We start from the raw sequence: 20,474 nt of genomic DNA, 5'->3' as shown, positions 1-20,474 counted from the left end.
GGAACTGGGCGGGAGGGCTCAGTCCCCCTCGGGCGGCGGGACGCGCCGGTACTGCTGGTCGCCGTCCCTGTCCCGGACGACGACGCCCCTCCCCAGGAGAGCCTCGCGCGCCTCGGCGGCGGCGCCCTTCCGCTTGTCCTGCAGGGCATAGGCGCGCGTGCGGAGCAGCTTCTCGGCCTCGGGGTCGAGCGCACCGTCGCCCTCCACCCACTCCCGGTACTCGGCCTCGCGCGGATCCCGGGCGCCCCGCCATGCGATCCCCTGCGCGGTCAGGGCGGCGCCGAGGCGCGCATGCAGCATGCTGTCCGTGGGCGTCCGCAGCAGCTCCCGACCCTCCGGATCTGCAAGGACCAGCTCGTCCTTGTCCGCATAGGCCTCGGCGATGCCCGCCCGCGGCACGAACCGGTTCCCGCCCTTGCGCCGCACCGCCACGCCGTCAGCGCGCACCTCGACCTCCCCCAGACCCTCACCCCAGATCGAGGCGATGAGCCATCCGCCCACGAGGCCCGCGAGCGTGAGCACGCCGATCGCCCACGGCAGCGGCAGCAGGGCGGCCAGCCGGAGAGGGGCGGGAGCGTCGCCCACCAGCCCCAGCAGCCAGCCCAGGACCGGCCGCACCACGAAGGCCGCGCCGAGGCCCACCGCCGCGCCCGTCAGCGCGAATCCCGTCACCCAGCTGCCAGGCAGCTTCACCACCGTCGCGTCAGACATTTCCATTCCCCTCTTCGCCGAGGCGAACCCCGGCATCGCTCCTCACACTCGAATCGCCTGCCGGCGTCCGGCCGCCCGGCGAATCCCGACGGCTTGCCTCCCCACCGCCACCGGCCTCGGGGGCAGGCTCGACGGCCCTCAGATACCCGAGCGCCGTCCGCCGCATGTCCGCGGAGACATCGCGCCCCTCGCCTCCGTTGAGAAAGGCGGCATCGGCAATGGACAGCAGCCAGGCCGCCGCGGCCTCGGGATCCCCGAGGGTGTCGATCCGCCCCTCCTCCGCCGCACGGACGAGCAGCGCGGCCAGCCCTTCGCGGAGGAGAGCACCCGTCCCCTCCACCACCTCGAGGAGCTGGGGGTCCTCCCCCGCCCGCCGGAGCAGCTCGATGACGAGGCCCGCCGCGTACGGACTGCCCGCATCGGCGACCTGCTCGTCGAGGAAGGCGAGGAGCCCGGCGAGCGGATCAGGTGCGCCCGCAGCCCTCGCGACCGAGGCCTCCGCGGCGGGTCGGTCCGCCTCGAAGATCGCGCGGAACACCGCGGCCTTGTCCCCGAAGTGGTAGAAGACCGTCCCCGCGCTCACTCCCGCGGCGCGCGCGATCTGGGCGACGCTCGTGCGCTCGTACCCGCCCTCGGCGAACATCTGCGCCGCAACAGCGACGACCGCCTCGCGGCGGCGGGCCGCCCTCTCGGGGTCGACGGGCCTGGCCATCAGCACTTCCCTCCATTAATTAACTGATTGCTCAGTTAATAGTGTACAGAAGCCCTGCGCCGGACGACAGTGCGCTGTCAGCCGATCGCGCTCATGAGGCCGGAGTGCTCACGTGCAAGCTGCTCGGCCAGCTCGTCGAACATCGCAAGCACCGCGTCGACGAGGGGCGACTTCGCCTCCGCACCGTACACGGCCCACAGGGGCACCGTGGCCGCGCTCGCCGGCAGTGTGATCCGTCGGAAGGCCAGCCCCGGCAGCTCCAGCTTCGCCACGGAGACCGGAGCGAGCATCGCGGCGATCCCCTCCCCGACGATCGCCGCGCCCGACAGGGTCTGGGAGACCTCGAACCGCGCAGGAGGAGCAGCACCCGCGAACACGGAGTCGTGGAGCCGGGCGAGGAACGGGGAGCCTCCGTGCTCATAGCGCACCAGCGGCAGCGCGAGCAGATCCTGCGGAGTCAGGGGCCCTGGCTGCTCCGCGAGCGGGTGCCGCCGGGGGACGAGCGCGATCACGGGGGCTCGTTCCACCACACGGCGGCGCACATTGGAGGGCAGCCTCTGCGGTCGCACGAAGCCGAGGTCGAGCCGCCCCCTGCTCACGAGGTCGATCTGCTGTGGTGAGATCCGCTCGGCGATGCGCACGTCCAGTCCCGGTGTGTATGCGGCGGTGAGCTTGAGCAGCTTGGGCATGACGGCGTACGTGGAGATCGAGGTGAAGCCCACCTCGACCTCGCCCTTCGCCTCGCCGCCCTGCATGCGCGCCCGGTCGAACGACTCGGCCACGAGAGCGGTGATCCGGTAGGCGTCGCGGAGGAACTGCTCACCCACCGCGGTCAGCACCATGCCCTCGCTGGAACGACGGAACAGACGGCACCCCAGCCTCCCCTCGAGGTGCTGCACCCTCCGGCTCACCGGAGGCTGGGTGAGCGCCAGCCGCCTCGCCGCCCGGCTCACGCTGCCCTCCTCCGCCACCGCGATGAACGACTCGATCTGCTCGATCGACAGGTCCACTGGCACCGCTCCTTCGCGCTCCGCCCCCGCTGGGGTGCGATGGTATCGCAGCCGAGCCCCGCTGAGTGCGGCACCGGGCCCGCCGCTCGCCCTCAGAAGGACCGCGGCGCTGCCGTTCCGTCAGTGGATCTCCGGCTCCGGGCCGCCCACACCCGCGAGGAAGTCGAAGTCGCAGCCGGCATCGGCCTGGCCCACGTGTGCGCGATACAGCCGGAGGTAGCCGCGATCACCGTCGAAGCGCTTCGCACGCACCTCCGCCAGCCTGCCTTCCCACTCCTCGGCGGGCACCCGCGCGTCGAGTGTCCCCGCACGCACGTCGAGATCCACGAGATCACGGGTCCGCAGAGCCGCGAGCGGTCCGCCCACCGCGGACTCGGGAGCGACGTGGAGCACACAGGTGCCGTAGCTCGTCCCCGACATCCGCGCATCGGAGATCCGGACCAGATCACGGACCCCTTTCTCGAGCAATCGCTTGGGCAGGGGCAGCATGCCCCACTCGGGCATGCCGGGACCGCCCACGGGACCTGCACCGCGCAGCACCAGCACGGTGTCCTCGTCGACCTCGGTGGCAGGATCGTCGATGCTCCGCTTGAGCTCGGTGTAGTCGTCGAAGACGAGCGCCCTGCCGGTGTGCCGCATCTTGCCGGGATCCATCGCAGAGGGCTTGATGAGAGCCCCGTCCGGACAGAGATTGCCGCGGAGCACCCGCAGAGCCGGCACGGTGGAGACCGGTTCCTCGCGCGGACGGATGACTGCGGGCAGGTGCACCCGGGCGCCGGCGATGTTCTCACCCAGTGTCCGGCCGTTGACCGTGGGGGCATCCGGGCGCAGAAGATCGCGCAGGGATTCGAGAAGCGCAGGCAGGCCCCCCGCGTCGTAGAAGTCCTCCATGAGGTGCGTTCCGGCTGGGCGGACGTCCGCCAGCAGCGGAACCCGTTCCGCGAGCTCCTCGAAGACCTCCGCCCCCACCGGGATCCCGACCCGGCGCGCCATCGCGATGACGTGGATGACCGCGTTGGTCGAACCTCCCAGAGCCAGAGCGGTGACCACGCCGTTGTGCACCGAGTCCGCACCGAGGATCGCCGACGGCCTGCGGCCGGCTGCGACAGCGGTGACGACGGTGCGGCCGCACGCAGCGGCCATGCGGCCGTGCTCCGCCATGACCGCCGGGATGGACGAGGCCCCGGGCAGCGAGAAGCCCATCGCCTCGGCCACGGCGGTCATCGTCGAGGCCGTGCCCATCGTCATGCAGTGCCCCGGCGTGCGGGCGATGCCGCCCTCGACTGCTTTCAGCTCGCACTCGCCGATGTTCCCCGCCCGGTACTCGTCCCAGTGTTTCCAGGCATCGGATCCGCTCCCGAGCGTCTGCCCTCTCCAGCATCCGCGCATCATCGGCCCCGCCGGCAGGAAGACAGCGGGAAGGTCCATGCTGGCAGCTCCCATGAGCAGACCCGGCGTCGTCTTGTCGCAGCCGCCCATGAGCACGACACCGTCGACCGGGTAGGAGCGGAGAAGCTCCTCAGTCTCCATCGCCAGCAGATTGCGGTACATCATCGTCGACGGCTTCTGGAAGTTCTCCGCGAGGGCGAGCGCTGGCAGTTCGAGGGGGAAGCCGCCCGCCTGCAGCACACCGCGCTTCACGTCCTGCACACGCTCACGGAAGTGGGTGTGGCAGGGATTGATGTCGCTCCAGGTGTTCACCACCGCGATGACGGGCCTGCCCTCGAAGTCCTCCTCCGCATATCCCATCTGCTTCAGCCGCGAGAGATGCCCGAAAGTCTTGAGATCTCTGCGCCCCAGCCAGCGCGCACTCCGCAGTTCGCCGGGCGAACGCAATTCGCCCTCGGCACACGTATCCACGGGATGTCCCACCGTCCTCACGTCGTTCCGCCGATCGGTCCAAGCTCATGATCGGACGCGGCGGCTCCGCGAGCACAAGAGAAGGGGAATGGCCCTATGCGCACTGCGCATGGAGCGCCTCCTCACCCGAACCTACTCTGAGAGCGGAAAGCCACAGGGACATGTGACCGCGAGGATGCGGGACCACGAGGGAGTGGGCATGGAGGTTCTATCCAGACGACGGCTTCTCCGCGGAGGCGCCGCCGCAGGAGCCGTGACGCTGCTGTCGGGCTGCGGGCTGGTCAGCACATCGGGGATGCTCGGCGCGGGAGACCGGTTCCCAGCACGGAACATCGAGACGAGCATCGGATTCGAACCCGGAGGGAGCACGGATCTCCTGGGCCGCGGCCTCGTCGAGGTCGCCACGGAGGAACTGGGCCGGGCGATGCCCGTCGTCAACAAACCGGGGGCGAACGGCGCTCTGGCCGCGAGCGAGCTCACGCGAGCGCCTGCGGACGGACACTTCATCGGCATCGTGAATGCCTCGACGGTGATGATCACCCCCTTCGCCGTGCCGGAGCGGGAAGCGGTCCACCTAGACGAGCTCGGCCTCGTGCTCGGAACCACCCGCGACGACTACGTGCTCGTGGCCCACCCCTCCAGCGGCATCGGAGACGTCTCCGACCTGACCCGGCTCGACCGCTCTGTCAGCTACGGCACCACCGGGCACGGGAGCGGAGCCCAGTTCGCGGCGGCACTGCTCTTCTCCGGCACCGGCATCGAAGGGGCGGACATCCCCTTCGGCGGTGATGCCCCCGCGATCACGGCCATCCTGGGCAGCCAGGTCGATGTGGCCAGCGTCCAGTTCTCCGCCGCCTTCGAGTACGTCAGCTCCGGCGAACTCACGCCCCTCGCAGTCTTCTCCGAGGAGCGCAACCCCCGTCTGCCGGATGCGCCCACCGCGCTCGAGCAGGGGGTCGAGGCCGTGGTCTCCCAGTACCGGCTCGTCTGCACTCCGCCGGGAGTCCCGCAGGACAATCTCGACGTCCTCGTCGAGGCATTCACCGCGGCGGCGCGCAGCGACAGGTTCCTCGAACTCTGTGAGCAGCTGGTCGTGCTGCCGGACGTCTACCCCGATGAGGAGATCCGGTCGCTCGTCGAGACCTCCCGAGACCGCTACGGACAGCAGCTGGAGGAATACGGGATCGACCTGAGAGGAAGCAGCTGATGGACACCGGAGAGCACTCGGAGGCCGCGACCCGGAGGCCTGCTCCCGAGGACACGACGGCCCCCTTCGGCTCCGCTCAGGCCGTGAGGACGAACCGGATCGTCGGGGCGGTCCTCACTCTCACCGGTGTCCTGGCCGTCGTGGGTGCGCTCCGCATGGGAGTGGGCTCGCTCGCAGACCCCGGTGCGGGGAGCTGGCCGCTGCTGCTGGGAGTCGTCCTCGCCGGCACGGGAACCGCCGTAGGCGTACGGGCCCGCAGACACATCGCCGATGTCGAGAGCTTCGGTTCGGCGACCCGGGGCCCGCTGCTGGGACTCGCCTCCATCGCCGCCTACGGCCTCGTGCTCCCGCTCGTGGGCTTCGAGATCGCCTCACTCGCCCTCTTGGTCTTCTGGCTGCGAGGCCTCGGCAGACAGTCATGGCGCTCGAGCCTCATCGGCTCCCTGCTCATCGTGCTGATCCTCTACCTCATCTTCGTCGTCGCCCTCGCCGTGCCCATCCCCCGCATCGTCTGATGCCCGATCCCGCTCAGGACTGATTGCAGTGAACACACTCGACAGCGTGCTCGCCGGCTTCGCCACCGCCGTCGAGCCTGCGAACCTCCTGTTCTGCCTCATCGGCGTCACGATCGGCATGTTCATCGGCGTCCTGCCAGGTCTGGGGCCCTCCGCCACCATCGCCATCCTCCTGCCCGTCACCTACTCGATCGAACCCACCGGTGCGATCATCATGCTCGCCGGGATCTTCTACGGAGCGATCTACGGCGGCACCATCACCTCAGTCCTCCTGCGCCTGCCCGGCGAGGCCTCGAGCGTGGTCGTCACCTTCGACGGCTATCCCATGGCGCAGAAGGGGAGGGCGGGAGTCGCGCTGACGCTCGCCGCCGTCGCCTCATTCATCGGCGGCACCGTGTCCCTCATCTTCCTCACCGTCCTCGCCCCCGTCGTCGCCCGCTTCGCCGTGGACTTCGGCCCACCCGAGTTCGCCGTGCTCACATTGGTCGGCATCGGCCTGGTCTCCTCCGTGGGCTCGAGCAGCGTGCCCAAGTCACTGGCGGCTGCCGCTCTCGGCCTGCTCTTCGCCACGGTCGGACGCGACGAGCTCACCGGCGACGCCCGCTTCACCTTCGGCACGCTCACGCTCATCGACGGCTTCGGCTTCGTGCTCATCGCTATGGGCGTCTTCGGAATCGCGGAGATCATCCACAACCAGGAGGCAGCGGGTACGACGGCAGCGCGCAAGCCCATCCCCATCACCCAGCTGCGCCCCACCTCCTCCGAGGTACGCCAGGCGGTCCCGGCCGTCGCCCGGGGCGGAGCGCTGGGCTTCCTGCTCGGTCTCCTGCCCGGCGGAGGGGCCACCCTGTCCTCGCTGGTGTCCTATGCGGTCGAGAAGGGCGTCGCCAGAGACAAGTCCCGGTTCGGCCATGGCGCAGTCGAGGGTGTTGCAGGCCCTGAGACCGCGAACAATGCGGCCGCGTCCTCCTCATTCATCCCGCTGCTCACCCTCGGGCTGCCCGCCAATCCGGCGATGGCGATGCTGTTCGGCGCATTCCTCGTCGTGGGGATCACTCCCGGCCCCAACCTGGTGGATACCGATCCCGATCTCTTTTGGGGCGTCATCAACTCGATGTACGTGGGGAACATCCTGCTGCTGATCATGGCGATCCCCCTCGTGGGTGTCTTCGTCAGAGTGCTGTCCGTCAATCCCGCGTACCTCGCGGCCATCTGCGTGATGGTCACCGTACTGGGGGTGTTCAGTCTGCGGCAGTCGCCCACGGACATCGTCTTCCTCGCGTTCTTCGGCGCTCTGGGCTATCTCATGAAGAAGACGGGCATCTCTCCCGGTCCGATGGTGCTCGCATTCATCCTGGGCGGAATCCTCGAACCCGCCTTCCGCCAGTCCATGCGGATCTTCGCCGGTGATCCCACCGGTTTCCTCACCCGTCCGATCTCCGGAACCCTGCTCGTCGTCGCCGTCCTGGGCTTCCTGGGGATGCTCGGGTTCAGGATGTGGCGGAAACGCACCGGCAGGACGCCACTCTCTGCAGTCACCGACCCCACCGCTCAGACTCCGCGAACATGAGATCGTGAACAGGACGATCGCTCCCGGCGAAAGGAAACCCATGCACACCCTCCTCCCCCGCCTCCGCAGCGACGAGCCCACGACCGGCTACTTCGCGATGGCGGCGAGCCCTCTGCAGCTCGAACGCCTCGCCGGGCTGGGCTATGACTACATCGTGCTGGACGGCCAGCACGGCACCTACTCCGAGCACGACCTCCCGGACGCGGTCCGGGCAGTGGAGTGCGGCGGCGCACCGGCGGTCGTCCGCGTGCCGGAGGGCGGGATCGGCACCATCGGGCGGGCCCTGGACATGGGAGCGGCCGGGGTCATCGTGCCGCTTGTGAATGACCGGGCGCAGGCCGAGGCGGTGGTCGCCGCGGCGAAGTACCCGCCGCAGGGCGTGCGCTCGCGCGGGCTCGCGCGGACCTCGGCCTTCCTCACGGGCAGCCTCGGGGAGGTGAACGGGAAGACCTTCGCGCTGTGCATGATCGAGACGCGCGAGGGCCTGGAGAACGTGGAGGAGATCGCGGCGACGCCGGGCCTCGACGGCCTCTACATCGGCCCCAACGACCTCACGATCGGACTCGGCGGCTACGGCCTGGGCGACCCCGCCGTGGCGGACGAGTTCGCAGGAGCCCTGCAGCGGATCCTCGCCGCCGGGCGCGCTCATGGCGTGCCGGTCGTCATCCACACGGCGAGCGGCGAGATCGCCGCCCAGCGACGGGGTGAGGGCTTCACCCACGTGGCGGTCGCGAACGAGCTGAACCATCTGTGCGACGCCGCGAAGGGGCACCTGGAGGCGTCAGGGCACACCGGCTGACCGCCGACCCGTGAAATCCAGCTCATCCCTTGCAGAACACCCTCCGCCCTTCTTAATATGCTGGTATTAATAATCAGCGCTCGATGAGGAGGCTGCTTTTCGTGTCTTCGCTGTTCCCCCACCTCTTCAGTCCCCTGGACCTCGGCCCGCTGCGCCTGCGCAACCGGATCGTCTCCTCGGGGCACGACACGATGCTCGCCGAGGACGGCCTCATCGGCCCGGACCTCGTCGCCTATCACGAGCGCCGGGCCGCCGGTGGCGCGGGGCTCATCGTGCTGCAGGTCTCCGGGGTGCACGAGACAGCCCGCTACACCAGTCACGTCCTCATGGCGACGGACCCGGAGTCAGCGGCCGGCTACCGTGCCCTCGCCGAAGCCGTCCATGCGCACGGCACCGGGATCATCGCACAGCTCTTCCACCCGGGCCGCGAGGTGATGGACGGGGAGCAGGGCATGGCCCCACAGGCGGTCGCGCCCAGCGATGAGCCCCAGGAGCGCTTCCACGTGGTCCCCCAGGCTCTTGACGCGGAGACGATCCGGGAGATCATCGCCGGCTACGGAAGAGCCGCCGCGCTCATCTGCGATGCGGGGGTCGACGGCGTCGAGGTCGTCGCCAGCCACGGCTACCTCCCCATCCAGTTCGCCAACCCCCGCGTGAATACGCGGACCGATGAGTACGGCGGAACACCGGAGAACCGGATGCGCTTCCTCCTCGAGGCGATCGAAAGCACCCGCACCGCCGTGGGGCCTCACCGGGTGGTGGGCCTGCGCATCTCCGGCGACGACCTCACGAGCGACGGCATGGCGAGCGACGAGTTCCTCGATGTGATCCGGGCGGTCGAGGAGCAGGGCCTGCTCGACTACGTCTCCGTGACCGCCGGGGACTCCTCCACGCTCCAGGGCGCCCAGCACATCGTCCCTCCCATGCAGTATGAACCCGTCTACGCGGGCGGGCTCTCGGGAGAGGTGAAGAAGGCGATGGAGCTTCCGGTCATGGTCGCCGGCCGGATCAACCAGCCGCACGAGGCCGAGCAGGCGATCCGGGACGGGCAGGCGGATCTCTGCATCATGACCCGGGCGATGATCTGCGACCCGGAGATCGCCTCGAAGGCCGAGCGGGACGCCGTGGACGAGATCCGTGCCTGCATCGGCTGCAATCAGGCATGCATCGGCCACTTCCAGCAGGGGGTGGGGATCAGCTGCATCCAGCATCCGGAATCGGGCAGGGAGCTCACCTTCCTCCCGCGGCCGGTGGTGCGCAGACGCGCACGGCTCCTGGTGGTGGGAGGCGGTCCCGCAGGCCTCAAGGCCGCCGCGGTCGCCGCCGAGGCCGGTGCCGAGGTGCTGCTCGTGGAGCGCGAGCGCCGCGTGGGCGGGCAGGTGCTGCTGGCCGAGAGGCTCCCCCACCGTGCGGAGTTCGGAGGCGCGGCGACCAACCTCGAGGCCGAGGCCCGCAGGTCCGGGGCCGAGATCCGCACCCGCACCCCGGTGTCGGAGGAGATCCTCGCGTCCTTCCTGCCCGATCAGGTGATCCTCGCGACCGGTTCCACCGACCGCGAACCGGCGCTCGAGCTCGCAGGAGAGCCCACCCTCCTCACCGCCCGCCGGTTCCTCTCCGACCCTCCCGAGCTCTCCCGCGGGGGCGTGCTCATCGCCGACTGGAAGGGCGACTGGACCGGGTTGGGGATCGCGGCCGCTCTGGCGCGGAGGCGGCCGGTCACGCTCGCGACGGCGGCGAGCTTCCCCGGCGCCGCGGTGCAGCAGTACACGCGCACCGCGCTCATGGGGGAGCTCATCCGAGCGCGGGTGACATTCGTGAGCGACGTCCGCCTCGCCGGCCTCGACGACAGCACCGCCTATCTGCAGTCCACCCTCTGCGACGAGGTGCTCGAGGTCGAGGACATCGCGACCACGATCCTCAGCCAGCCGCCTCGCGCCTCTGTCCCGCACCTCGGCTTCGGCTCGGTGCCGGTGGTGCGGATCGGCGACTGCAGAGCTCCGCGCACCGTCGAAGAGGCGGTCTACGAGGGGCTCGTCGCGGCCACCGAGTTCGTCCTGGGGCCCTCGGCGGTGAGCGCGTGACGGTCCGCGGCGGTCGGCCCGCCCTCACCGCCGACGAGGTGGAGCAGCGGAGGGAGGCGATTCTGTCCGCGGTCCTGGAGCAGATCAGCGAACGCGGCACGGCGGGTGTGCGGATGAAGGACGTCGCCCGCGCCGCGGGGATGTCCATCGGCACAATCCAGTACTACTTCGACTCACGCGAGGCCCTGGTGCTCGCCGCGTACCGCCGCCACTCGGAGAACGTGGTGAGCCGCGTGAAGTCCCCGTTCCCGGGTGAGGGCGATCCGTGGGAGGGCCTGCGGCGGACGCTCCACGAATTCCTCCACGTCGCGGACTTCACCATGCGGACGCGGCTGTGGATCGAATTCGTCGCGGCGTCCGCGCGTGATGACCAGCTGCTCGAACTGCTCGACAGCGTCTTCCTCACCTGGAAGCAGGTGGTCCGCGAGGTCGTCGACGCCGGGGTCGCAGACGGCACGTTCTCACCGCGGGTCGATCCCGAGGTGGCGGTCGATGCGCTCCTCGCGCAGCTGGACGGCTTCGAGATCGCGCATGCCATCGGCTCCCGCGGGACGGACGTGGAGCGGATCGAGCTCGTCCTCCAGCAGACCGCCCGCGCCCTGCTGGGCGTGGAGCCATCCCATCCCGAATGACGCGGAGGCCGCGCGCCTCCGGAGGAAAGGAAGAGACCCAATGGCGGGATCCCTCATCGTCTCGATCGTGTACAGCGCAGTGCCGATCCTCGCAGTCCTCGCAGGCTTCATCGTGGTGCGCAGGGACTACGCCGGGCGGCAGCCGTCGCCGGCCTCCGGAGCATCGCGCGGGGGCACAGCGCCGGCTCGCGCACCGCGGAGGGAGAGCTGACATGTTCGCACTCGCGATCTTCGCAAGCTTCGTCCTCTACCTCGTGATCGGCGCGGTGGTGGGGCGGACCGTGAAGGACAAGTCCGACTACTACGTGGCCGGCAGGGCCGCGCCCACCTTCCTCGTCGCCGGAACGCTCGTCGCCTCGTTCCTCTCGACCGTCTCGTTCATGGGGGAGCTGGGCTTCTCCTATGACGGCTATCCGCTCGTCATGCTGCTCCTCACCGCCTTCAACGTCTCCGGCTACCTGGTGGGCGTGGTCTTCTTCGGCAGGTATCTGCGCCGCTCTCAGGCCCTCACAGTCCCTGAGTACTTCGGCAGGCGCTTCGACTCCCCGGGCCTCCAGGCGCTCGCGGGAGTCATGGTCGTCGTCGGCATCGGCCTCTACCTCGTGGCCGTCACGCAGGGCCTCGTGCTGGTCATGGGCCAGCTCATCGATCTCCCGCAGTGGGTCATCCTCGTCTCGGTGTGGGCCTCGTACACCGTGTTCACGTTCCTCTCCGGATCGCGCGGCGTGCTCATCAACGACACCCTCATGTTCGTGGTCTTCACCGTCGCCGCGATCCTCGGCATGGGCTGGCTGATCGGCAAGGCCGGAGGCCCGGTCATCGCCATGCAGCGGATGGCGCAGATCGCGGAGAAGCCCGACGGCATCGCCTGGCACGGACTCAGCGGTGCGGACAACTACCTCGGCAGCCCTGTGCAGGCGGTGGTCTACGCCGTCACGTTCGGAATCGTGTGGTGCACCGTCGTCGCAGTGAGCCCGTGGCAGTCGAGTCGGTTCCTCATGGCCAGGAACGAGCACGTCGCGATCCGCTCGGCGCTCTTCGCGACCGCGGCACTCGCCGTCACCTACCTGTTCCTCACCTTCGGCGGGTTCTCGATCAACCTCTTCGACTCAGGCATCGACCCCTCCGAGACGGCATTCATCTGGGCGGCGCAGAATGTCCTGCCCTCTCTGCTGGGCGTCATCGCCGTCACGGGCATCGTTGCCGCGGGCCTGTCCTCGGCGGCGTCGTTCCTCTCGCTCATCGGCTTCTCCGCCGCGAACGACGTCCTCCCCTATCTCTCCGGCGCACGGAGGAAGGCGTCGCGGCCGGCAGCGGTGACTGCGGCGGCGCGGGGCGCGGGCGGGGGCACTGCCGAGGTGGGTGCCGAGACCGTCGAGGCGAGTGCCGGTGCCGCCGGGGCGGGTGCTGAGCCGAACGCACCCACCGCCTCGGCGACGGGGGACGATGACGTCGCGGGCCTGCGCGTGGCGCGCTGGACGATGCTGGTGGTGGGGCTGGCGGTCCTGGCGGTGACCTCAGTGGCCCCGCCGGCGGTCCTCACCATCGGGTACTTCGCGGCGACGCTCTTCGCGGCGTCGTGGGGCCCCATCGCCTTCTGGAGCGTGTGGTCGGAGCGGCTCTCCGCGCGGGGTGCGGCATCCGGGATGATCGCGGGATTCGCGGTGGTCGCGGTGCTGGAGTCCCTCAGCGCGTTCGCGGGACTGGAGCTGCCCGACCTCCTGAATCCGACGGTCCTGGGCTTCGCCGCCTCGGTGCTGGGAACGGTCCTGGGCAACAGGGGCGCGAAGCCGTCACCGGCGGGCAACGCCTTCCGGAAGAGGCTCATGCAGGTGCCCGCAGAGGACCGCGACCCCGCGAAGTACCGAGTCACACGGGCCTGGATGCTCGTCACGGTGGCGATCCTCGCCGCATGCGGGATCGCGCTCATCGCGCTCTACGTGGTCCCCTACGCGCAGGTCGCTGGCTGAGCCGGCTCCGAGCGGAAGGCCGCGCTCAGCCGTCGTGGCTGTCGCGGGAGCTGAACAGCTGCTTGATCAGGAGGTACACCACCACGGCGACCACCGCGACGACGGCCAGCTTGGCGACGAACCACACGAGCGAGAAGACGATCTGCACGAGCCACCATGCGATGACGACGGCCAGGACAGCGCCCGCGACGCTCCATACGGTGCTCATCTTCATGCCTCCACGGTAGGAGGCGGAACGGAGCGGACGCAAGAGAAGCGCCGGCCCGGTCCCAGTGGAGACTGACCGGAACGTATGTGCGTCGTGCGCCCACACAGCCGCAGGAGCGCAAAAACTGCATACGCGCATCCGCTACAACCACTCACATCTTTTGCCACACTCGGAGCATGAACTTCGATCAGCCGCCGGTGGTCTCCGTCCGGCAGAGTGAGGACGCGGCTCCCACCCCTGGAACCTGGCCCATGACGGTGCCCGCAGTGGCGCAGGTCCTGGACGAGGGGCTGACACTGGGTCACGGCGTCACGTTCCTCGTCGGTGAGAACGGCTCCGGCAAGTCGACGATCCTCGAAGGGATCGCCGAGGCCTACGGCCTCAACCCGGAGGGCGGCACCATCCATGCGCGCCACGTCACCCGGCGCACGGAGTCACCGCTGGCGGACTGGCTCCACGTGCAGCGCGGTATCGGGCGACCGCGCTGGGGTTTCTTCCTCCGCGCAGAGACCATGCACTCCTTCTACACCTACCTCGAGGACAACCCGTCGAGAGCACCGGAGCCGCTCTTACATCGCATGAGCCACGGTGAATCCTTCAACGCGCTCCTCGACTCCCGCTTCACCGGTCCGGGCTTCTACTGCCTGGACGAGCCCGAGGCCGCCCTCTCCTTCGGCTCCGCGCTCCGGCTGCTGTCCACGCTCAGCGAGCTCGCGGCAGCGGGCGGCCAGATCCTCTGCGCCACCCATTCCCCGATCCTCGCCTCCCTCCCGGGAGCACGTCTCCTCGAGGTGGGCGCATGGGGTCTGCGGGAGACCACCTGGGACGACCTTGAGCTCGTGCAGCACTGGAAGCGCTACCTGGAGTCTCCGGGGCGCTACCTCAGACACCTCCTCAATGAGCCTTAAGTGAGGGCAGGCATCGGATCCTCCCTACTTTAAGGACTAAAGTAGGGTCTGCATCGAGAGAACCGTGGTTTAGGAGCCAAAGTGGGGACCTGGGAACTGCAGGAGTGGCAGCGAACGGATGACGCAGCCCTGCCTCGCCGTGAACGACGCACCGGCGAGTACTGGTCCTACAGCCCTGATCCGCTGCAGACACTCCCGCTCCACGTCGATCCTGAGACCAGCCGACTCCTCGCCCGTGCGGAAACAGCCGTACTCCGCCTCGCGGCCAGGGAGAGGGCGGACCTCGTCTCCATCTCACGGTATCTGCTCAGATCCGAGGCCATCGCCTCCTCGCGCATCGAGGGAATAGCCCCCAGCCCCCAACGCATCGCTCTCGCTGAACTGGGGCAGCACGAGACCGTGACAGGACTCAGCGATCCTGCAGTCCTAGTGGCCAACAACATGACGATCGTCCGCGAAGCGACGGGCCGTCTCGCGGACGCAGACGCACTCACGGTGGCCGACCTCACGGACCTCCAGGCGGCACTCCTGCCGGAGACTCCGCGTCTGCACGGGATCAGAGACCGCCAGAACTGGGTGGGCGGGTCGCAGTGGCACCCTCTCGACGCCGAATTCGTCCCTCCGCATCCCCAACATGTGCACGCACTGCTCGACGACCTCATCGACTACTGCAACGGAGCAGCGCACGCTCCTCTCGTCCAGGCCGCCCTCGCCCACGCACAGTTCGAGACGATCCATCCCTTCGCGGACGGAAACGGCCGAGTCGGCCGTGCGCTCATCCACGCCGTCCTGGCCCGCCGCGGGCTTACCGCCGGAGCTGTTCTGCCGGTGAGCCTCGTCCTGGCCACTCACAGCGACGAGTACATCCGCGGACTCTCCGGTTTCCGCTCCACCTCCTCGAATGTGAGCGATCCTCTCAGCATGCCCGGTGAGGGTAACGCAGGGTCTCACGCCGAGGGCGTCCTCGTCTGGCTGCAGATGTTCGCAGCAGCAGTGCTGGAGGCTGCGGCGCGTGCAGGGGAACTCGCTGATGAGCTCGCACAGATGCGCATCGGCTGGGACGCACAGCTCGATGACTGGCGTGCATCCTCAGGGATGACCCGCGCACTGCGCAGCGACTCCGCTGTGCACGCGATCCTCCGCGACCTGCCAGGCACCCCGGTCCTGACCGCGGCTGCAGTGCGCAGGATCCACGGCACTTCCGAAGCAGCCGCGCTCAAGGCGCTCGAAACACTGCGTGAGGCGGAGATCCTCTCCACGATCTCGATCGGCCGGGGCAAGCGCGCCTATCTCAGCGGAGACGTGCTGAACCTCATCACCGTGACGGAGAGGCAGCTGGCCAGCACCCGGTTCGACACACGACTCTCCCCACCCATCCGTCCGGTACCCGCAGCCCCTCCGGATGCGCGCCGCGCATGAGCCTCACTGCAGGTTGAGGACGGCCACTCCGGAGCAGCTGCCCACGCCCACACCGATGAGCATGAGCACGATGGTGATGACCCACGCCACCACCTTGCGGTCCTCGTAGCCCTCCAGCGGCCGCCCCTGGGAATCCCGTGCCGCCCCGACGAGCACGATGACGAGGTCGATGAGCGCCCAGATCCCCAGCCCGCCCACGGTGATGAGCTTGAGGACGCCGGTGCCGACCTTGCCCAGATAGAAGCGGTCGATGCCCAGGACACCCAGGAAGTACGACAGCAGCCAGGTGACGACGAAGCTCTTCCGGCCCATGAGCGGTCCTTTCGGCGGTGAGACAGTGCTGCCGTCATAGTAGATGCCGCAGCCGCCGTTCGGCGAGATCCCGCCAGGCGAAGCTTCAGCCGACCGTCGCAGGCGTCTCCATCACGACCTCGCCCAGCGGTCCGGAGAGCACCGCGCGGAAGCCGGCATGCGCGGCCTCCTCCACGACGAAGGCGCCCTGTGCCCCATGCTCGCGCTCAGTGCCCCCGCACTCCGCTCCCGAGGCCGCGAGCACACCCAGCGCCCGCACCAGGGCCTCCGGCTCCGGCCCGAAGAACTCGAGCCGCTCCAGGGTGAGCACAGGAAGCCCGGTGTCCGCACGCAGCGCCTGAGCCGGGTGTAGTGAGTCCTGCCAGTCGATGAGGAAGGGCTGCGCACCGCCGAACGCCAGCGGAGAGCGCCGCGTCAGCCGCCATGCGAGCCGGCCGCCCTCCGGGGTGTCCCGCGCCATGTCGAAGACCGCGCCGAAATCCGCCCCCGCCTCCGCAGCGGCCGCGATCGTCGCATCGAAGTCCTCCGGGTGCACCGCCCAGCGCTGCGCGGCGAGGCGGTCGAAGCCGTGCAGGGACGCCGAGGCGAGCGCGGGATCCTGCTCCGGATCGGGCCCCAGGATCTCCAGGTAGGTGAGCGCATCCGCGCTCCAGCCGCGCGGGACGAGCGGCACGAGGTGATTGGCCGTGCCGCGGCCCGGGTGCCGCCCGCCGGGAACGGAGACCGCGCCCGTGCGCCGTTCGAACTCCTCCACGCCGGCAGCCAGCTCCGGCACCGCGAGCACGAGGTGGTCGAAGGAGACCGGGACTCCCGGTGCCGGCACCCCCGCGGCCGCGGCCCCGGCGCGGATCCCGCCGCCCGGCGCGCTCCCCTGTCCGCCGCTCACAGCTCGACCGAACCCGTGGGGCCGGCCAGCACCGCCCGGAGGAGCGTGTCACCCTGCGCGACCTCCGTGTCCGGAACTCCCACGGCGCCCAGCAGGGCGGCGAAGTCCTCAGGCTCCGGGACGATCACCTCGAACGATTCGAGGGTGAGCACGGGCAGCTCCCCCAGCGCCGGGTGCGGAGTCTCCCGCCAGTCGATGAGGAAGGGCTGCAGGCCCTCGTGCGGCAGCTCCTCCCGTGCGGTGAGCCGCCATTCCAGAAGCTCTCCTGCCGGGTCGCGGCGTGACATGTCGCGGACCTCGCCCACATCGGCACCGAACTCCCGCGCGGCCTCCACCGCGGCATCGAAGTCCCCCGGCCGCACGGCCCAGGTGCGCAGCACCGGCTCCGTAACGGTATGCACCCCCAGCGGCAGCGCCGTCCCCTCCGGCACGTCCTGCTGCGGATCCCGGCCCAGGATCTCCAGGTAGGTGAGCGGACGCTCCCCGCCCACCCAGCCCTGCGGCTCCAGCCGTACGAGGTAGTTCGCGGTGCCGAGGCCCACATGCCTGCCGCCGAACACCGGCGTCACACCGGTGCGCTCGGCGAAGGCGGCCACTCCGGCCTCCAGGTCCGGGACTTCGTACACGAGGTGGTCGAGATTCTGCGGGATAGCCATGGGGCAGAGACTACAGACACTCGCGGACACTCCGCCGCCCTCCGACCCGCACAGTCACACGCCCCCCACAGTCACGCGACGCGCACCCGACTCGCAGACCTCTGGCACCCTTGGTCCATGACAGTGACGATCGCGGAGATCGCCGAGAGGCTCAAGGGGTTCCAGGCGACCATCGCCGACGACGCAGCGGACACGCTCCTCGCAGAGCTGAGCTCCTACGCCGCGGTGCCGCGGGAGGAGATCCTCGCATCCGCCCGGACCAATGTGAGCCGCGGAGTCGACACGCTCATCAGCCGCAGCGCCCCCACCCGGGCACAGGAGGGCGAGGACCGGCGAACGACCAGGGACAGGATCGAGCGCGGGGTCCCGATCCAGGACATCATCAGGGCCTACCGCATCTGCCTCAGCCTCACCCATGCCCGCTTCCTCACGCTCGCGCAGGAGCACGGCCTCGCGCCCGAGGAGACGCTGACCGGGTCCACCCTGCTGTGGGAGGTCGGCGACTGGTTCGTCGCCGGTGCAGCCGCGGAGTACCGGGAGCACGCCGGCGCCGAGGCCGTGCAGCGGTCCGTCGAACGGTCCTCCCTCGTCGTCGATCTCCTGCAGGACCGCATCGGCGAGGCCCACACGCTGCATCGCGCAGTGCGCTTCGGCCTCGACCCCGAACAGCCCCATGCCGTCCTCATCACGCGCGCCCCGCACGGGCGGCACGAGCAGTTCCTCACGCAGCTGGAGCGCGCGTGCACGGCCCCGCGGGCACCCGCCCTGCTCGCCCAGGTCGGCGACCGTGTCATCGGGCTGGTCCCGGAGCAGTCCCCACTCCACCGGGCCGATGCGGCAGTGGACCTGCACGGCCCCGCCGCCCTGGGGACGGCGGTCCCGCTCACGGAGCTCTCGGACTCCGCTCGGCTCGCCGAGCGCATCTGGCGCTCCGTGCGCACCGCGGAGCCGCGCATCCACACGCTCGAGACCCGCAGCTGGCAGCTCGCGGTCGCCGAGGAGGACGTCGTCAGCACCCATCTCGTCGACCGCTGCATCACCCCGGTCCAGCCCGCGACGGCCTCGGGAGCGGAGCTCCTGCGCACCCTGCATTCGCTCGTCCGCACCGGCATGCACGTGCGGCGCACCGCGGACGAGCTGCTGGTGCACGAGAACACGGTCCGCTACCGCATGCAGCGCTACCAGGAGCTCACCGGCCGCTCCCTCACGGCACTGCCGGAGCTGCTCGAACTCACGTGGGCGCTCGAGGCCTGGGACCAGCGCACAGAACCGACCGATCTGTAGTTCTCCACAAAACGGGGCCGCGAAGTCTGGGGACCGCTCTCTCGTCATGGCGCGGGCCGAACAGCAGAATCAGAAGGGACATCACCGCTGAGTCGACGACGACATCAGGAGACCGCCGCATGCCCCCGCACCACCCGGGCCCCGCCCCGACCGCCGCACCGCTCCCGGACACCTTCGCCCGGCTGTGGTCGGCCACAGCCACAGCGCATGCGGACTCGCCCTTCCTCCTCTTCATGGACCCCGACGGCACCGTGACCCGGTGGAGCTACGGGGAGTTCGCCGAGGTCGTGGCCTGCGTCCAGCAGACGCTGGAGGCGGCCGGTGTCACCGTCGGGTCGGCCGTCCACCTCTGCCTGCGGAACTCACCGGCCTTCGTCGCGCTCTGGCTCGCCGCCGCCCGCCTGGGCGCATGGATCGTGCCGGTGGATCCCGAGTCGACTGCGCGCGACATCGCAGACCACGTCTCGCGCGTCGCCCCCGCCCTCGGGGTGTGCGCACGCACCCGCTCCGCGATCTACCGCGAAGGAGCGGCCGGCACGCCGGTCATCGAGCTGGAGGAAACCGCCGCGGACCTCGCTCCCGGCGGTCCGCTGCTCGCCCGCACCGCAGAGCCCGGCACGGACGCCCGGCCCCGCCCGGAGGACCGGCTCGCGGTCATGTTCACCTCGGGCTCGACCTCCCGCCCCAAGGGGGTGAAGCTCACGCAGGCCAACTACGCGCAGGTCGGTCTCCCCATGGCGCGCGCGGCAGGCCTGCAGCGGGAGCACCGGTGGTTCGTCAGCCTGCCGCTGTTCCACGCCAACGCCCAGTACTACTGCTTCGCCTCCGCGATAGCCGTGGGCGCCTCGGTGGCGTTGGCCTCGGGCTTCTCCGCCGGCCGGTGGCTCGAGCAGTGCAGGTCCCTGGAGGCGACGCACACCAGCCTCTTCGCCGCCCCGATCCGCATGATCCTGGCGCGCACGCCGGAGGACGCGAAGCCGCTGGAGCTGCGCCACGCCTGGTTCGCCCAGCCGCTGAGCACGGACCAGTACGCGCGCTTCACCCGCCTCATCGGCTGTGCGCCCCGCCAGCTGTACGGCATGACGGAGACGGTCGCAGCCGTGACCGCGGATGCGGCAACCGCCGATGCGGACGGCACATCCCGGCCGGAGACGATCGGGCGTCCGCTCCCCGGCCGGAGTACGGTCCTGCTCGACCCCGCCACCCTCGCCGAGGCCGCCCCCGGCTCTCCCGGAGTCATCGCCGTGGCGGGCGAGCCCGGTGTCGACCTGTTCGAGGGCTACCTCGACGATCCCGCCACCACCGCGCGCACGCTCATCCGCGGCGAGGACGGCAGTCGGCTCCTCCTCACGGGCGACCTCGCGAGCGCGGACGAGGACGGCCGGCTCCGCTTCGTCGGCCGCACGGACGACGTCATCAAGGTAGCCGGCGAGAACGTGAGCCTCGCCGAGGTCGAGACGACCGTCGCCGAGGCGCCGGGCGTGCAGGAGGCCGCGGTGATCGCCGTCCGCGACGAGATCCGCGACACGGTGCCCGAGGCCTACATCGTCCCCGCGGACCCGGATCTCCCGCCCAGCGGCGAGGAGCTCGACGCCTGGGCTGCCCGCAACCTCACACCGGCCGCCCGCCCCCGCGCCTGGCACATCATCGACGCGCTGCCGCGCACGAGCGTCGGGAAGATCCGGCGCTTCCTCGTGGGCAGCCCGCAGGCTACCGGCACCCGCTGACCCTCAT

The 20,474-nt window shown here is 70.1% G+C and carries 20 protein-coding genes; 12 read left to right on the top strand and 8 right to left on the bottom strand.

Features of this window, described 5'->3' with window-relative positions; all coding sequences use genetic code 11:
- Positions 1 to 18 precede the first annotated feature (18 nt).
- From K318_RS0110080 to K318_RS0110065, 4 genes are all read right to left on the bottom strand, one after another.
- Positions 19 to 711, bottom strand: a complete 693-nt coding sequence (locus K318_RS0110080; protein WP_029089401.1) for a YqeB family protein — start codon at positions 709 to 711, stop codon at positions 19 to 21.
- Positions 704 to 1,423 (bottom strand): TetR/AcrR family transcriptional regulator, encoded by a 720-nt coding sequence (locus tag K318_RS20895; protein ID WP_156913915.1) that lies wholly within the window; start codon positions 1,421 to 1,423, stop codon positions 704 to 706. Before K318_RS20895 ends, K318_RS0110080 begins: the two co-directional genes overlap by 8 nt.
- A 77-nt stretch (positions 1,424 to 1,500) precedes the next feature.
- On the bottom strand, positions 1,501 to 2,433 hold the full coding sequence (locus tag K318_RS0110070; protein WP_029089400.1) for a LysR family transcriptional regulator: 933 nt from the start codon (positions 2,431 to 2,433) through the stop codon (positions 1,501 to 1,503).
- Between the two features lie 120 nt (positions 2,434 to 2,553).
- Positions 2,554 to 4,293: an IlvD/Edd family dehydratase gene (locus K318_RS0110065; protein ID WP_245579846.1), complete on the bottom strand. Its 1,740-nt coding sequence runs from the start codon at positions 4,291 to 4,293 to the stop codon at positions 2,554 to 2,556.
- A 253-nt stretch (positions 4,294 to 4,546) separates the two neighbouring features.
- Here K318_RS0110065 and K318_RS0110060 point away from each other — a divergent pair, with 253 nt between their 5' ends.
- The 8 genes from K318_RS0110060 to K318_RS0110025 all read left to right on the top strand — a co-directional run bounded on the left by K318_RS0110060 (position 4,547) and on the right by K318_RS0110025 (position 13,067).
- Positions 4,547 to 5,500 (top strand): tripartite tricarboxylate transporter substrate binding protein, encoded by a 954-nt coding sequence (locus tag K318_RS0110060; protein ID WP_051297812.1) that lies wholly within the window; start codon positions 4,547 to 4,549, stop codon positions 5,498 to 5,500.
- Complete coding sequence (locus tag K318_RS0110055) at positions 5,500 to 6,015, top strand: tripartite tricarboxylate transporter TctB family protein (protein WP_051297811.1); 516 nt, start codon at positions 5,500 to 5,502, stop codon at positions 6,013 to 6,015. Before K318_RS0110060 ends, K318_RS0110055 begins: the two co-directional genes overlap by 1 nt.
- Positions 6,016 to 6,043: 28 nt before the next feature.
- On the top strand, positions 6,044 to 7,585 hold the full coding sequence (locus tag K318_RS0110050; protein WP_029089396.1) for a tripartite tricarboxylate transporter permease: 1,542 nt from the start codon (positions 6,044 to 6,046) through the stop codon (positions 7,583 to 7,585).
- 40 nt (positions 7,586 to 7,625) lie between these two features.
- Positions 7,626 to 8,384 (top strand): HpcH/HpaI aldolase family protein, encoded by a 759-nt coding sequence (locus K318_RS0110045; RefSeq protein ID WP_029089395.1) that lies wholly within the window; start codon positions 7,626 to 7,628, stop codon positions 8,382 to 8,384.
- 101 nt (positions 8,385 to 8,485) lie between these two features.
- Positions 8,486 to 10,465 carry an oxidoreductase gene (locus K318_RS0110040; RefSeq protein WP_029089394.1) on the top strand — a complete coding sequence of 660 codons (1,980 nt, stop codon included), beginning with the start codon at positions 8,486 to 8,488 and terminating at the stop codon, positions 10,463 to 10,465.
- A complete protein-coding gene (locus K318_RS0110035) occupies positions 10,462 to 11,097 on the top strand; it encodes a TetR/AcrR family transcriptional regulator (protein ID WP_029089393.1) in 636 nt (211 codons plus the stop codon). Before K318_RS0110040 ends, K318_RS0110035 begins: the two co-directional genes overlap by 4 nt.
- Before the next feature lie 40 nt (positions 11,098 to 11,137).
- On the top strand, positions 11,138 to 11,308 hold the full coding sequence (locus K318_RS25000) for a hypothetical protein (RefSeq protein WP_169721459.1): 171 nt from the start codon (positions 11,138 to 11,140) through the stop codon (positions 11,306 to 11,308).
- Position 11,309: 1 nt separating this feature from the next.
- A complete protein-coding gene (locus K318_RS0110025) occupies positions 11,310 to 13,067 on the top strand; it encodes a sodium:solute symporter family protein (RefSeq protein WP_029089392.1) in 1,758 nt (585 codons plus the stop codon).
- A 25-nt stretch (positions 13,068 to 13,092) separates the two neighbouring features.
- Here K318_RS0110025 and K318_RS0110020 read toward each other — a convergent pair whose 3' ends face one another.
- On the bottom strand, positions 13,093 to 13,281 hold the full coding sequence (locus K318_RS0110020) for a hypothetical protein (protein WP_029089391.1): 189 nt from the start codon (positions 13,279 to 13,281) through the stop codon (positions 13,093 to 13,095).
- A 170-nt stretch (positions 13,282 to 13,451) separates the two neighbouring features.
- On the opposite strand from K318_RS0110020, the gene K318_RS0110015 reads away from it, so the two are divergent.
- Together K318_RS0110015 and K318_RS0110010 are read left to right on the top strand one after the other, a co-directional pair.
- Positions 13,452 to 14,183, top strand: coding sequence for an AAA family ATPase (locus K318_RS0110015; RefSeq protein ID WP_029089390.1), 732 nt, complete (start codon positions 13,452 to 13,454; stop codon positions 14,181 to 14,183).
- An 81-nt stretch (positions 14,184 to 14,264) separates the two neighbouring features.
- Positions 14,265 to 15,602: a Fic family protein gene (locus K318_RS0110010; protein ID WP_029089389.1), complete on the top strand. Its 1,338-nt coding sequence runs from the start codon at positions 14,265 to 14,267 to the stop codon at positions 15,600 to 15,602.
- 3 nt (positions 15,603 to 15,605) lie between these two features.
- Here K318_RS0110010 and K318_RS20890 read toward each other — a convergent pair whose 3' ends face one another.
- From K318_RS20890 to K318_RS0109995, 3 genes are all read right to left on the bottom strand, one after another.
- A complete protein-coding gene (locus K318_RS20890) occupies positions 15,606 to 15,914 on the bottom strand; it encodes a TM2 domain-containing protein (RefSeq protein WP_035281361.1) in 309 nt (102 codons plus the stop codon).
- A gap of 85 nt (positions 15,915 to 15,999) precedes the next feature.
- Positions 16,000 to 16,800: a VOC family protein gene (locus K318_RS23710; protein ID WP_051297810.1), complete on the bottom strand. Its 801-nt coding sequence runs from the start codon at positions 16,798 to 16,800 to the stop codon at positions 16,000 to 16,002.
- On the bottom strand, positions 16,797 to 17,456 hold the full coding sequence (locus tag K318_RS0109995) for a VOC family protein (protein ID WP_029089388.1): 660 nt from the start codon (positions 17,454 to 17,456) through the stop codon (positions 16,797 to 16,799). Before K318_RS0109995 ends, K318_RS23710 begins: the two co-directional genes overlap by 4 nt.
- A 117-nt stretch (positions 17,457 to 17,573) precedes the next feature.
- On the opposite strand from K318_RS0109995, the gene K318_RS23705 reads away from it, so the two are divergent.
- Together K318_RS23705 and K318_RS0109985 are read left to right on the top strand one after the other, a co-directional pair.
- Positions 17,574 to 18,740, top strand: a complete 1,167-nt coding sequence (locus K318_RS23705; protein ID WP_169721458.1) for a PucR family transcriptional regulator — start codon at positions 17,574 to 17,576, stop codon at positions 18,738 to 18,740.
- A 119-nt stretch (positions 18,741 to 18,859) separates the two neighbouring features.
- The gene (locus K318_RS0109985; protein WP_051297809.1) at positions 18,860 to 20,467 is read left to right on the top strand and encodes a class I adenylate-forming enzyme family protein; all 1,608 of its coding nucleotides are present in this window, start codon (positions 18,860 to 18,862) and stop codon (positions 20,465 to 20,467) included.
- The last annotated feature ends 7 nt before the right edge of the window (positions 20,468 to 20,474 follow it).

The organism is Brevibacterium album DSM 18261, assembly GCF_000426445.1.
In the GTDB taxonomy this organism is placed as follows: domain Bacteria; phylum Actinomycetota; class Actinomycetes; order Actinomycetales; family Brevibacteriaceae; genus Brevibacterium; species Brevibacterium album.
This window is presented reverse-complemented; position numbering and strand designations above follow the sequence as displayed.

Coding starts and splice junctions, on each gene's coding strand:
- K318_RS0110080 (WP_029089401.1), bottom strand. CDS start 711: ATGTCTGACGCGACGGTGGTGAAGCTGCCTGGCAGCTGGGTGACGGGA.
- K318_RS20895 (WP_156913915.1), bottom strand. CDS start 1,423: ATGGCCAGGCCCGTCGACCCCGAGAGGGCGGCCCGCCGCCGCGAGGCG.
- K318_RS0110055 (WP_051297811.1), top strand. CDS start 5,500: ATGGACACCGGAGAGCACTCGGAGGCCGCGACCCGGAGGCCTGCTCCC.
- K318_RS0110045 (WP_029089395.1), top strand. CDS start 7,626: ATGCACACCCTCCTCCCCCGCCTCCGCAGCGACGAGCCCACGACCGGC.
- K318_RS25000 (WP_169721459.1), top strand. CDS start 11,138: ATGGCGGGATCCCTCATCGTCTCGATCGTGTACAGCGCAGTGCCGATC.
- K318_RS0110025 (WP_029089392.1), top strand. CDS start 11,310: ATGTTCGCACTCGCGATCTTCGCAAGCTTCGTCCTCTACCTCGTGATC.
- K318_RS0110020 (WP_029089391.1), bottom strand. CDS start 13,281: ATGAAGATGAGCACCGTATGGAGCGTCGCGGGCGCTGTCCTGGCCGTC.
- K318_RS0110015 (WP_029089390.1), top strand. CDS start 13,452: ATGAACTTCGATCAGCCGCCGGTGGTCTCCGTCCGGCAGAGTGAGGAC.
- K318_RS20890 (WP_035281361.1), bottom strand. CDS start 15,914: ATGGGCCGGAAGAGCTTCGTCGTCACCTGGCTGCTGTCGTACTTCCTG.
- K318_RS0109995 (WP_029089388.1), bottom strand. CDS start 17,456: ATGGCTATCCCGCAGAATCTCGACCACCTCGTGTACGAAGTCCCGGAC.
- K318_RS23705 (WP_169721458.1), top strand. CDS start 17,574: ATGACAGTGACGATCGCGGAGATCGCCGAGAGGCTCAAGGGGTTCCAG.
- K318_RS0109985 (WP_051297809.1), top strand. CDS start 18,860: ATGCCCCCGCACCACCCGGGCCCCGCCCCGACCGCCGCACCGCTCCCG.